The sequence below is a fragment of the Okeania sp. SIO3I5 genome, assembly GCF_010672085.1.
Classification (GTDB): Bacteria; Cyanobacteriota; Cyanobacteriia; order Cyanobacteriales; family Microcoleaceae; genus Trichodesmium.
Map to the genome: position 1 here is coordinate 31046 of NZ_JAAHHT010000038.1, position 13777 is coordinate 44822.

Below are 13777 nucleotides of genomic sequence, written 5' to 3' on the forward strand. Positions count from 1 at the left end.
CCTATTCCCTATTCCCTAATTGCCTATGAAAATTCTCTTAGTTGAAGATGATCAACAAGTTGCCGATGCTCTATCAGAAGCATTGGGCGATCGCAATTATGTTGTAGAAATTGCTAAAGATGGAGCTGAAGGTTTAGAACTGGCCAAAACTTTTACTTACGATTTAATTATCCTCGACCTAATTTTACCTAAAATAGATGGAATCACTGTTTGTCAGCAGTTACGAAGTTCGGGCAACCGGACGTTAATTTTAATGCTGACAGGTAAAGATACTAGCGATGACAGAGTTTTAGGATTAGACGTAGGAGCAGATGATTACCTCGTTAAACCCTTTGAAATGAAAGAATTATTAGCCAGAATTCGCGCTCTATTACGACGTCAAGAAACCACACTTTCTCCCATTTTAGAATGGGAACGACTCCGTTTCGATCCTAGTCATTATGAAGTTAAGTATAACGACAAATTATTACAACTGACTCCCAAAGAATATGCTTTGCTAGAATTATTACTCCGCAGTAATAGTCGCATTCTCAGTCGTCGTGCTATACTTGATAATCTTTGGGAATTTGAAGATTCCCCAGGGGAAGAAACCGTTAAAGTTCATGTCCGTGGGTTGCGCTCCAAGTTAAAAGCGGCAGGTGCACCTGCAAATTTTATTGAAAATATTTATGGAGTCGGTTACCGACTTAATCCAAATGTCTAATTTTAAACAGTTAAAATCAGTACAAACGCAACTTTTGCGTTCCTATTTGGGAGTAATGATAGCAACTTTAGGCGTATCATTTTTAGTCGTGGAACGTTGGGTAAGTTACGATCTCAATCAACAATTTAATGACTACTTATTCCAATTAGCAGAAGCAGCATCTCAAACTCTAGAAATTGTTAAGCACGAATCTAGGGAACATGAAGAGGGAGACTACAACAAAGACGAACTACCAGAAGAACATTACCGAAGTTATTATCCCAAAACTTATCCGAAAAATGAACGCCAACAGGGAGAAGATGACAAAGACGAATCACCAGAACAACATTATCAAAGTAATTCAAAAACTTCTGGCAAACTTGCCGATCTAATGGCAGGATATGATCGCCACGGAACTCTTGCCATTCCCAAACACCATCCGCTTTACTATGCTCAAGGAATAGAATGGTTTGACGAAGAGCAAGAACTGATAATTCGAGAAGGCGATCTGAATGTTAACTGGTCACTCTCAAAGCATTTAGAGCATTCTAGTAAAATTCTAGAAAAAAATAAAATTCGTAGTTTAGCTCTGCCAGTATTTTACACACCTCCTAGAAGCGAGACTGAAATACTATCAGGTTATATCCGCGTCAGTCATGTTACTGAAGTGTTGGATGTACAGTTAGAAAGACTGCGATGGGGATTGATCTTTGGTAGCATGGTTGCAGTTGGTTTAACTGCATGGGGTGGAATTTGGTTAACCAACAAATCTTTAGAACCCATTGGTGAAAGTTTTCAGAGACTGAAACAATTTACTGGTGATGCGTCTCACGAATTAAGAAGTCCGCTGACGGTAATTCAGAGTTCAATTTCTGTACTGCAAAGTCATCCCGAACGGATCGATCCAGTAGATAAAAATAAAGTAGATGCGATCGCTGATGCTAGTCATCGCATGACACAATTGGTAGAAGATTTATTATTGTTAGCTCGTTTAGACGGTTCAGTAGCGTTGATAGGTGTGGAAAAAATTCCCCTACCGTTGGATGAAATTCTGGAAGACACTATTGAATTTGCTCACACTGCAGCAGAACAAAAAGAGATTGAACTGAATTCAAGTCTTGATTCCAATATCTGGGTTTTGGGAGATGGGCAACAACTACAACGGGTATTTTCTAATTTAATTGAAAATGCCGTGCAATACACGCCAACAGACGGAAAAGTAACAGTTTCTTTATTTACTGATACTGATAATCAAACAGCAATTATTACCGTAGAAGATACAGGAATTGGCATTGCACCAGAGGACTTACCCCACATATTTGAACGTTTGTGGCGCAGTGAACGTGCCAAAATTGAACGCCGAGAAGGAACAGGGTTAGGCATGGCGATCGCTCAAACTTTAGTTCAGGTTCACGGAGGCAAAATTGATGTCACCAGTAAAGTAGGTTTGGGGAGTTGTTTTTGGGTAAAACTACCAATTTTAAAGAGTAGGGGATTTATTAATGGATAATGGATAATGGATAATTATATCAAATTCGGTTGAATAGTTATTAGAGTTGTTGGGAGTACGGTAGGGACGTTTTGCTGGCGCATAACTCCGTTAACGCTATGCGACATGGAAAGCGTAGCATTCCGTAAGGAAAACGCATTAATGCTCAAGCAAGGTCCGTACGGGAGTAGAGGAGATTGAATACTGAAAATTATAGAATTATCAACATATACTGTATAACCGGATTCTATATTACCTCTCCCTGTAAATAATTAAGCATAAATACTTGCTTGATTGATGACTCAATTACGGCAGCTATGATTTTCTTCTAAAATTCTGTCTCCTGTCTCCTGTCTCCTGACTCCTGATTCCTAATTACCACTTTAATTTTCGTTACATACTTAAGTTTTGTTACAGTTTTTTACTGAAAATCTCAAACCATAAAAAAATAATAATAACGCCATATCTTTCCTAGTTTTTTACTTTTGATCGCTAATCTAAGAATCAAGTCTAAATTAACGTCAAGAAAGATTCTATGATTACACAGTCTCAAGACACTCAAGAATCATCAATTCCTCGACCTATGGATATTGCCACCATCTGTGTTTATGGGTTGAGTTTCCTCTCAGCAGGATTATTTATGTTTCTACCTCTCGTGAACCTATTGAGTCCGAGTCCCTGGCAACGTTATATGGGAGCAATACATGGTTTTGCCGCCCTATTAGCAACAGTTGTTATCTCTTATGCAGGACATCTAGCATTTCCCCTATTACGAGGAGTTCGGAAAATTCTGCCTCAAATGCGTACCCTTACTTTTTGGTCAACCTGTTTGTCATTTTGCGCCATTGCTTCGGGAAATTGGGTATATATGCGCTATCGCGCTCCTGCCAACGGTGCAAGAGCATGGTTGCGGGAAAATACTCCTCTAGTGCATTACCTGTTTATGGAATATCACGAATTCACCGTTCTATTTACCCTTCCTTTAGGTGCTGCCTGTACCTGGGTTTTGTGGAAATATGGCGACTCAATTTTAGAACAACAAAACCGTCCTGTTCTTACCGGAACTTGTTTAGCATTGATGGCAATGATGTTCTTCGGTATTGGCGGATTAGTCAGTGGTTTAAATGTTGCCAGAATGCACTCTCTTTAGTCAGTTATCAGTTACCAGTTACCAGTTACCAGTTATCAGTTAATCTTTTTACTGTTAACTGTTTCAAAAATAAATCTAGACACCCTCAAATTAGGATAACAATCATGCAAATTTACGATCGCGACATTCATCATTTACCATTTTACGTCAAATTTTGGAATCAACTCAAACAATTTCCTCAAGGTCTGGCAACCGGAGCAAAATCCCACCCTACCGTATCTGGTCCGGCAGCAGCAGCACTTGTGAGTGCAGCTTTCAGTTGTTTTGCATTAATGGTTAACCAGCATTTTTGCAGTCTATTTAAAGTTTGGGAAACAAAAGTTTGGAGTTTAGGTGATTGGATACCAGGCAGTCACAACCCCGATCCCTTATACGGTGAAATTGGTAGTTACTCAGGTAAAGAAACAATAATGTTAATCGCTTGGTTATTTAGCTGGTTCCTGCTTAGTCAACTTTGGCAAAATAAACAGGTTCCGTTTTCAACTATCTTTTTCTGCCTGTTTACATTTCTCGTTGCTGCAACAGTAATGAATTGGCATCCTCTGTTTCCATATCTACCGTTAATGCCTAAATAGAGCTTGCTGAAAAAAGCAAAGTGTGGGAGGTGTGGGAAGTGTGGGAAGTGTGGGAGGTGTGGGAAGTGTGGGAAGTGTGGGAAGTGTGGGAAGTGTGGGAAGTGTGGGAAGGGTGGGAGAAATAATTTTTCCTTGATTTTTCTGCTATAGTTACCCCAAAGTCCTGACTTTATGCAGCTCTTTTCACCGAAAAACAGGTACTTTTTCACGACTTCAAATGGCTAAAACCTCTATATGTAAGTGCTTTGATATTTAATCAGCAAACCCTAAATAGGGAGCAGGGAATAGGGAATAGGGAATTATCGCGGAGCATTTCCGCAGCGAAAACTTAGTTAGAGGTTACTTTTGACTTTAGACATCTCTAATAATCAAAAATTAAATCAATTCTTATTGATAAATTATCAATTACTCTCCCCTGTTCCCTCTTTTATGGAAATGTCTTTTGAACTTTAAATCTCATATTGTTTGGAGGTACAAAACTATGTTACAAGCTAGTGAATACAAGCAAAGTGAATACAAACAAAAAGTTGTGACAGCACGAGGCAAGCAAAAGTTGCACAAATATGTCTCAATTTGTGTCGGGTTATTACTTTTGATGTTAGCAACATTTCCCATCGCATACTTACGAGTTAGTAGCAGTGGTAAATATAATGGTGGTGCGTTTAATTCTTTAACTCTTGAAGAAAACGAAAGACCTGAACTAAAAGGCGATCGCTAATACTGGCACATATTCATATCAAATCCGGTTGAATACTTATTATATAGTTGGGGGTGGGGAGTGTCGTCTGTACAGGACTCAAAAAATGTAGGGTTGTCAATATTCTAGCTCAGACAATGAATGAGCAATGCCTGCTCCCCCGCTCCCCTACTCCCTCTTTTCTAGAGATACGCTTAGGGGTTCTATAGTGCTACGCATTACAGCGGTTTTCATGATTAGTAAACCACAGTAGGGACGTTCCATGGAACGTCCCTACAATGTTTTGCTTGTGAAGATGTGGTTCATCAAGAAAGAAAAGCGCTGTAAGGTTAGGACATTTATAAATCCTCAAATCCTTTGACAGTTTACTATTCCCTATTCCCTAGCGCTATAAGTGAATTTTTTTTGACATACTCCCGACGTTGCCCTTCTATTCCCCCCTTTGAAAGGGGGGTTAGGGGGGATGGACAACGCGGGATTCTGAGCGTCTGGGAAACCCTGACCGCGGAGCATGACAGAGGTGATGTCCTCCCCCTGTGTTGACATTGATAATAACAAAATGCTCCTAGCTTGTGTCTTGGGCATATAAACGTTTAGCTTATGAAGGTATCCGAATCCGGGCCCTGGCTTTCATCCCGACGCTCCCCCTCCCCCCTATGCACGGGGGGTTAGGGGGGATGGAGAGCGCGGGACTTCCCGCCAGGAAAGTTAAGTTAAGGTAAAAATCAGGTAAAAATGAAGTAAAGTGAAAAAACTAATTTTTTATGAATTTTTTAGGTGATGATGCTCAACTTACCTGGTTATCAACAAACAAACCAAATATATGCTGGCCAACGAACCTTAGTCTATCGGGCAATCCAGGAGAGCGATCGCTATCGAGTAGTGATCAAAGTTATGCGGAATCCCTTTCCCCGCTTCAATGACTTAGTGCGCTTCCGGAACCAATATGTTATTACCCGCCACTTGGAACATCCTACCATTCTTCGGCCTCTTGCCTTGGAACGCTACGGCAACGGTTATGCCCTCGTAATGCGAGATGAAGGAGCGATCGCCCTCTCTAAGTATTGGCCTAACTCCGAACAAAACCTCATCGACTTTTTCACCATGGCTATTCAACTGGCTGAGGCACTTCATTATCTGACTCAACAGCGCATTATCCACAAAGACATTAAGCCTAGTAATATCCTCATTCATCCCCAAACCCTTCAAGTTCAACTGCTCGACTTCAGTATCTCCAGCTTGCTGCCCAAAGAACAACAACAACTCATCAACCCCAATGTTCTCGAAGGAACCCTCGCCTATATGTCCCCAGAACAAACGGGACGGATGAACCGGGGTATTGACTACCGCACTGATTTCTATTCCCTGGGTGTCACCTTTTTTCAACTCCTGACGGGAAAATTACCCTTTGACACAAGAGATCCGATGGAGTTGCTGCATTGTCATCTAGTCCAGAAGGTAAAGTTTCCAGTGGATAGCTGGCAGAAGCAAGTGCCGAAAGCTTTGCAGGGGATTGTTATCAAGCTGATGGCTAAGAATGGGGAAAATCGCTATCAGAGTGCCTTGGGGCTGAAACATGACTTAGAGCAATGTAGAGACGAGTGGGAAGCCACAGAAACAATTATCCCCTTTGATCTTGGGGAACGGGATGTATGCGATCGCTTCTTGATTCCTGAAAAACTCTACGGACGGGAAAGGGAAGTCCAAAGATTACTGGATGCTTTTAAACAAGTAGCTGGAAAGGGTAGCAAGGAAGTTTTCCGAAGCCAACTTATTTTAGTTACTGGTTTCTCAGGTATCGGCAAAACCGCCGTTGTCAATGAGGTGCATAAACCCATTGTCGAAAAACGGGGCTACTTTATCAAAGGAAAATTCGACCAACTCAATCGCAACATTCCTTTTTATGCCTTTGTGCAAGCCTTTCGAGACTTAATGAAACAACTGCTGAGTGAAAGCGATGCTGAACTCGAAAGTTGGAAGTCTAAAATTCTGAGCGCTGTGAGAGAAAGTGGGCAGGTAATCATTGATGTCATTCCCGAACTACAGCAGATTATTGGACCGCAACCTCCTGCTGTTGAGTTATCTGGTACTGCTGCCCAAAATCGGTTTAATTTACTCTTTCAGAGATTCACTCAAGTCTTTTCAACGCCAGAGCATCCGTTAGTGATATTTTTAGATGACTTACAGTGGGTAGATTTGGCGTCTCTGAACTTGATGAATTTGTTGATGACAGATCTAGAAACAGGCTATCTGTTATTAATTGGAGCTTACCGAGACAACGAAGTTTCACCCACCCATCCCTTGATGTTAGCTTTAGATGGGCTAACCCAAGCTGGGGCGATCCTAAATACCATTACCCTACAACCCTTAAGTCAAAATAGCCTCAATCATCTGGTAGCTGATACACTCCATTGTGGGGAGGAATTCGCCCAACCTATTACGGAGTTAGTGTATCAGAAGACTCAGGGAAATCCATTTTTTGCCATCCAGTTTCTCAAGGCTTTACATGAAGATGACCTGATTGAGTTTGATAGGCAAGCTGGCTATTGGCAGTGCGATATCGTGCGAGTCCAGGATGCAGCTCTGACGAATGATGTAGTGGAATTTATGGCCTTGCAGTTAAAAAAATTACCCATATCTGCCCAAGAGATTCTCAAACTGGCAGCTTGTATTGGCAACCAATTTGATTTGGAAACGTTGGCTATTGTTTCTGAGCGATCGGACATTGAAACGGCAACAGCTTTGTGGTCAGCATTGCAACAAGGTTTAGTTTTGCCTCAGAGTCAGATATATAAGTTTTATGTGGGTGGGGAAGAGCAGAAGTTAGAACCAGAGTCCCAGATCCTCCATTACCGATTTCTCCATGACCGAGTGCAGCAAGCGGCCTATTCTCTGATTCCTAATGACGAGCAGAAACAAACTACCCATCTGAAAATTGGACGGTTGTTACTGAAAAACACTCCAGAGGGGGCGCAGGACGAAAATATTTTTGCCATTGTGAATCAATTGAATTATGGAGTAGACTTGCTAACTACTCATAGCGAACGCGATCGTTTAGCTCAGTTAAATCTGAAGGCAGGACGTAAAGCTTTAGCATCAACAGCTTATCGGGCAGCAGTTGAATATTTCAGCATTGGTAGAATGCTCTTACCTCAAGATTCCTGGAACTCTTCTTACTCTCTTACTTTGGCATTATACGAGTCAGAAATTGAGGGAACTTATCTGAATGGTGACTTCGAGGAAATGGAGCAACTGGCGAAAGTATTAGATAGTCATACTGCTAACCTTCTAGATCGCATCAAAGTCTATGAAGTGAAGATCAGAGCTTACTCAGCCCAAAATAAACTCAAAGAAGCGACTAATCTTGGGTTTGTCGTTTTAGAGCAGTTAGGGGTGAGTTTCCCGACTCCAGTGACTCCAACTCATATTCAGGAAGGTTTCCAGGAAATTGCTCCCAAGTTGAACGATATAGAGATTGATCGATTAATTGATTTACCGGCGATGACTACACCAGAAAAATTGGCCGCGATGCAAATTCTCTCGAATATATTTATCCCTGTTTATATTGTCGAGCCAAATCTACTTCCTCTGGTGGTATGTAAACAAGTTCTTATTTCTCTTGAATATGGTAATTCTCCCGAATCAGCAGTTGCTTATACAAATTACGGGTTAATTTTGTGTGGAATTGTGGGAGATATTGAGACAGGTTACCAATTTGGAAAACTAGGTTTGTCCGTTTTATCAAAACTAAATATCAACCAACTTAAATCTAAAATATTTAATGTAGCTTATGTTTGCGTTATTCATTGGAAAGAACCATTGAGAGCAATTTTAAAGCCTGTTGCAGAATCTTATGCCAATGGAATAGAAACGGGAGATTTAGAATTTGCTAGTTATGCAGCTTTTGCCTATTGCTATGTTTCCTTTTTGGTGGGAAAGAATCTTGGCGAAGTGAGAGCAAATATGGAGAAATACTATCATGCACTCCAGAAAATCAAGCAAGAAACAACTTTAAATTATATCGCTATTTTTTGGCAATCTGTGCTAAATTTACAAAACCAATCTAAAAATCCGTGCCATTTAAAGGGTGAGGTTTATAATGAGGAGCAAAAGCTATTGCACCATCAAGAATCCAACGATATTACAGCGTTCGGTAACTTGTATTTTAATAAATTGCTCCTATGCTATTTATTTGGAGAATTTGCTCAAGCTCTCAAAAATGCAGCAGAATTTGAAAAATATTTAGAAGGACAGACAGGTCTAGCTATCATACCGATTTTTTATTTTTATGATTCTCTAACACGCCTTGCTTTATGTAACGAGACTAAGGTTGATGCTGAGGAAAGGGAAAGTATTTGGCAGCGGGTTGCTGCCAATCAGGAAAAGATGAAAAAATGGGCACATTATGCACCGATGAATCATCAACATAAAGTCGCTCTAGTAGAAGCGGAAAAATGTCGCATCTTAGGACAGCATTATGAAGCTGGAGATTTTTACGATCGAGCTATTTCCGGTGCTAAAGAAAATAAATACCTTCAAGAAGAAGCTCTTGCTAACGAACTTGCAGCCAAGTTTTATTTGGATTGGGGTAAAGAAAAAGTCGCTGCTGGTTACCTGCAAGAAGCTTATTATGGCTATGCAAAGTGGGGCGCTAAAGCTAAAAATGATGACTTAGAACAGCGCTACCCCCATTTGTTGCAGCCAATTCTAGAACAGGTAAGCTTAAGCAATTATCTCGAAACCTTAGCCGAACTTGCTACCGTTCCAACTCTCTCGCTTCCTAACTCCATTGCAGATAAATCCTCTTCAAGCAACAACCTTAATACAACCCTAGATTTAGCTACTATTATCAAAGCGTCTCATAGCATTTCCAGCATAATTCAACTCGACGAACTTCTGCACCAACTAACTAAAATTATTCTGCAAAACTCAGGGGGCGATCGCTGTGCCTTAATCCTCCCTGACACTAAAGGAAACTGGCAGGTTGAAGCCATCGCTACACTGAAAAGCACTGAAGTTGGGACACAGACTCTAGAAGGTAATCCTAACCTGCCCATCAAGCTGATTCACTATGTCAAAAATACCCAAGAGATGGTAATGATTGATGCTATGAAAACCGATTTACCAGTCATGGATGGTTATCTGAGTCAGCAATTACCCCAGAGTGTTCTCTGTTTGCCACTGCTGAATCAACAAAAATTGATTGGAGTTCTGTATTTGCAAAATCAATTAACGAGAGGTGTCTTTACGAGCGCTCGCCTTCTAGTTCTCAAATTTCTCTGTACCCAAGCTGCCATTTTTCTTGAAAAAGCAAATCTGTATAAGCAATCCCAATCCTATGCCCAGCAGTTAGAAGTTTCCTTGAGCAAATTACAGGCCAGTGAAACTCGCTTTCGCCATCTAGCTACAAACATTCCTGGTATGATTTATCAACTCTTAATTGCAACCGATGGCTCAACAAGGGTTTCCTATGCAAGCTCTGGTTGTTTTGATATATATGAGGTGTCTGCCGAAGAAATGATGGCTGGCAAATATAGTCTTCGAGACTTTGAACATCCTGAAGATCGCCTGCTAATCGATCGGATTATTGCTGAGACTCACGAGACATTGCAAAAGTTCAACCTAGAATTTCGTATTGTTACACTGTCGGGAATAGTAAAATGGATTCATGCAGTATCCCATCCTGTTAAACAAGCAGATGGCTCAATTATCTGGGATGGTGTAGTGATGGATATTAGCGATCGCCAACAAATCGAAGCAGAGCGCCAAAAATTATTCTTTGAATTAGCCCAAGTTAATCGGGAATTAGAGCAAGCAAACCAGGAATTAGGTAATTATTCTCAGACATTGGAGCAAAAAGTTGAGGAGCGCACTGCCGAACTTAAAGCAGCCCAACAACGCATTATTGCCCAGGAAAAATTGGCCTCTCTAGGGACTCTCACCGCAGGTGTGGCCCATGAACTACGGAACCCTCTCAACTTTGTCAAAAACTATGCTGAAGGTTCCATCGAACTTTCTCAAGAACTATTGGATACCCTCGAACCTGTAATTTCTAGCCTGGACTCAGAAACTTTAGAATTGAGTAAATCTATAATTGATGATTTGCAGGAAAACGCTACAACTATTTGCCACCATAGCGTTCGGGCTACACAAATCATTGAAACCATGATGCAACATACTCGTGTAGAATACAAGCAATCTATCCCCCAGGACACCCATCTCCATGACTTGCTAGATCAAACTGTAAAGCTAGTTTCCCACAGCAAAAAAGAGCAGGATAAGCCTTTTAATCCCTCCATTCGCACTAACTATGCTGCCAATTTGGACTTGATTAAAGTGATTCCCAGCAGTTTCATCCGTGCCTTGATTAACTTGATGGATAATGCCTTTGATGCTATGCGCTCTAAGCAAAATCAACTCAGAGCTAATTCTCCTCTAGGAACAATTGACTATACTCCTACCCTGTTGGTATCTACCCATCTCCTATCAGAGCAAGTGGAAATACGAATTCGTGATAATGGTTGTGGCATTGAACCAGCGATAGAGTCAAAAATATTAGACCCATTTTTTACAACCAAACCACCCGGAGAAGGGACTGGATTGGGCCTATCACTGACCCACGATATCATTGTCAAACAGCATCAAGGTAGTATAAATATTGACAGTAAACTGAGTGAGTTTACGGAAGTGATTTTGAGACTACCTAATTATATTATGTCCGGTAGCATCGGTATTGTAAAAGGGTAAGAATTCAGAATTTAGAATTGAGAATTCAGAAATTTCCTTTGGGAGGATGGTGAGGTACAGTGTAATATCATGTCCGGTTGAATAGTTATAAATAAAAATGGAGGAGTAATGAGTAATGAGTAATGAGTAATGAGTCAGGATGGAAGAAGAGGGAGGGAAGAAGAGGGAATTTTAAGCTATAAAGAAGAGAAAGTTTTTTTATCACGCTCTTATCCGGACATGATATAACACAGCCTTCAAGGCTGTAACAACCTGAAAGGTTGAACTGCCACTGATTACTAACAGGTTTCCACCTTTTAACAACAGGATTGTGTATTAAGTAAGCGATCGCTTAATTTTTTTTACTAATGTAACTGTGAAAATACTTTCGGCAATTTTATAGTTATATTATATAATAATATTATTATATTCTAAATGTTAGATGAATACTATTTTTTCTCAATCAACAACTCCTGAAGAACAAAAAACACAAATAGCAAAAATCCTGGTCGTCGATGATGAAATTGAGCTTCAACGCTTAATTAAACAGCGCTTCCGGAAAAATATTCGAGCCAAAGAATTTGATTTTATTTTTGTGCAAAATGGGATAGAAGCTTTGAATAAGCTCAAGCAGGAAGGGCATATTGATGTTGTAATCACTGATATTAATATGCCAGAAATGGATGGTTTAACTCTATTAAGTGAGCTATCCGATATTGATGAGAACATTAAAGCAGTTGTGCTTTCTGCATACGGGGATCTGACTAATATTAGAACTGCAATGAATTTGGGAGCATTTGATTTCCTAACCAAACCCATTGATTTTCAAGACTTAGAAATCACGATCAGAAAAACTGTACAGTTTGTGCAAAAGATGCGAAAGAAGCAAAAGCAAATTGAAAAAATGTATGCTCAACTCGAATACGATGCAGTTCACGATGCTCTCACAGGATTACCGAATCGAATATTGTTAGATAATTTATTACAGCATAATATTTCCCGTTCTCAACGCTACCCTGACTATTTATATGCTGTTTTGTTTATCGACTTAGACCGCTTCAAAATTGTTAATGACAGCTTGGGACACTCTGTGGGAGACAGTCTTCTGGCAGCAGTTGCAGAACGATTAAAAGTTTCTGTTCGAGCTTCAGACACAGTTGCTCGTTTTGGTGGAGATGAATTTGTGATTATACTTGAAGCACTCAAGGATATCCATGAAGTAACCTATATCACCCAAAGGATTCAGGAACATTTCAACCAATCCTTCTTACTCAATGAACATGAAATTCATCTCGGAGCTAGTATTGGGATTACTCTTAGCACTAGACAATATCATCAACCAGACGAGTTGCTCCGAGATGCTGATGCTGCCATGTATTGTGCTAAAAAAGCCAAAGGCCAAAATCAGTATGTCATTTTTGATCCGACTATTCAAGCAACTGCGATGGAACGATTACATCTGGAAAATAAACTTCGACAAGCAATTGAGCGGGAAGATTTTTCTCTGTATTATCAACCAATTATTGAAGTGACTACAGGTTATTTGAGTAGTTTTGAAGCATTGATTCGCTGGTTTACTCCTGATGGAAGCATTTCTCCAATGAAGTTTATTCCGATTGCAGAGGAAACTGGATTGATTTCTCCTTTAGGATGGTGGGTGTTTCAAGAAGCTTGTCGTCAGCTACAATATTGGCAAAATAAATTTCTTCAACAGCAATCCCTGGTGCTAAATATTAATTTCTCAAGCATCCAGCTCAAGCAAAGCGATCTAGTGGAGAATATTCAAGCTACTCTAGATGCTACTGAGTTACTCGGAAGTAGTCTGAAACTAGAAATTACTGAAAGTTGTCTTTTAGAAAATTCCGAAGCTCAGATTCAGGTGCTACAACAATTGAAAGACTTAGGAATTAATATCTGTGTTGATGACTTTGGTACAGGTTACTCCTCACTCAGTCGCCTCCATGAATTTCCCATTGACACTTTAAAAATTGACCGAGCATTTGTGAGACGGATGGAGGATAATTCCGGTGGTTTAGAAATGGTTAAGATGATTATTGCACTCGCTCATAGTCTGAACATGAATGTTGTAGCAGAAGGAGTGGAAACAGAAACTCAACTACAACAATTGAAAGCTTTAGGATGTGAATTTGTCCAAGGATATTTCCTAGCAAAACCTTTAGATAAAGTTGCAGCGGAGGAGTTTCTACAGTCAGGGAATAGGGAATAGGGAATAGGGAATAGGGAATAGGGAATAGGGAATGAAATTGTTGATTTCATAACAAGGAGTCAGATCATGTCCGGTAGCATCGGTATTGTATAGAACTCATTTGGGATATATTATTGGGAGGTGTGGGAGGTGTGGGAGGTGTGGGGAGGTGTGCTCCGTACAGGACTCAAAAAATGTAGGGTTGTAAATATTCTCTGACGACAATGAATGAGCAATGTCTACTTCCCCGCT

The 13777-nt window shown here is 40.3% G+C and carries 7 protein-coding genes; all 7 read left to right on the forward strand.

The genetic code is table 11. The features are described 5' to 3' along the window. The first annotated feature begins 25 nt into the window (after positions 1–25). The 7 genes from F6K40_RS11695 (at position 26) to F6K40_RS11725 (ending at position 13546) form a co-directional block, all read left to right on the forward strand. A complete protein-coding gene (locus F6K40_RS11695; RefSeq protein ID WP_293135817.1) occupies positions 26–703 on the forward strand; it encodes a response regulator transcription factor in 678 nt (225 codons plus the stop codon). After that, positions 696–2192 carry a sensor histidine kinase gene (locus tag F6K40_RS11700; RefSeq protein ID WP_293135820.1) on the forward strand — a complete coding sequence of 499 codons (1497 nt, stop codon included), beginning with the start codon at positions 696–698 and terminating at the stop codon, positions 2190–2192. The genes F6K40_RS11695 and F6K40_RS11700 overlap by 8 nt, the downstream gene beginning before the upstream one ends. Before the next feature lie 514 nt (positions 2193–2706). Beyond that, positions 2707–3321, forward strand: coding sequence for a hypothetical protein (locus F6K40_RS11705; RefSeq protein ID WP_293135823.1), 615 nt, complete (start codon positions 2707–2709; stop codon positions 3319–3321). 104 nt (positions 3322–3425) lie between these two features. Further along, entirely contained in the window at positions 3426–3896 is a 471-nt protein-coding gene (locus F6K40_RS11710) for a hypothetical protein (protein ID WP_293135825.1), read from the forward strand. A 481-nt stretch (positions 3897–4377) separates the two neighbouring features. Next, positions 4378–4614 (forward strand): hypothetical protein, encoded by a 237-nt coding sequence (locus F6K40_RS11715; protein WP_293135828.1) that lies wholly within the window; start codon positions 4378–4380, stop codon positions 4612–4614. 759 nt (positions 4615–5373) lie between these two features. Continuing rightward, positions 5374–11340, forward strand: coding sequence for a trifunctional serine/threonine-protein kinase/ATP-binding protein/sensor histidine kinase (locus F6K40_RS11720; RefSeq protein WP_293135854.1), 5967 nt, complete (start codon positions 5374–5376; stop codon positions 11338–11340). A gap of 421 nt (positions 11341–11761) precedes the next feature. Beyond that, positions 11762–13546: a putative bifunctional diguanylate cyclase/phosphodiesterase gene (locus F6K40_RS11725; protein ID WP_293135831.1), complete on the forward strand. Its 1785-nt coding sequence runs from the start codon at positions 11762–11764 to the stop codon at positions 13544–13546. Positions 13547–13777 lie beyond the last annotated feature (231 nt).

Coding starts and splice junctions, on each gene's coding strand:
- F6K40_RS11695 (WP_293135817.1), top strand. CDS start 26: ATGAAAATTCTCTTAGTTGAAGATGATCAACAAGTTGCCGATGCTCTA.
- F6K40_RS11700 (WP_293135820.1), top strand. CDS start 696: ATGTCTAATTTTAAACAGTTAAAATCAGTACAAACGCAACTTTTGCGT.
- F6K40_RS11705 (WP_293135823.1), top strand. CDS start 2,707: ATGATTACACAGTCTCAAGACACTCAAGAATCATCAATTCCTCGACCT.
- F6K40_RS11710 (WP_293135825.1), top strand. CDS start 3,426: ATGCAAATTTACGATCGCGACATTCATCATTTACCATTTTACGTCAAA.
- F6K40_RS11715 (WP_293135828.1), top strand. CDS start 4,378: ATGTTACAAGCTAGTGAATACAAGCAAAGTGAATACAAACAAAAAGTT.
- F6K40_RS11720 (WP_293135854.1), top strand. CDS start 5,374: ATGATGCTCAACTTACCTGGTTATCAACAAACAAACCAAATATATGCT.
- F6K40_RS11725 (WP_293135831.1), top strand. CDS start 11,762: ATGAATACTATTTTTTCTCAATCAACAACTCCTGAAGAACAAAAAACA.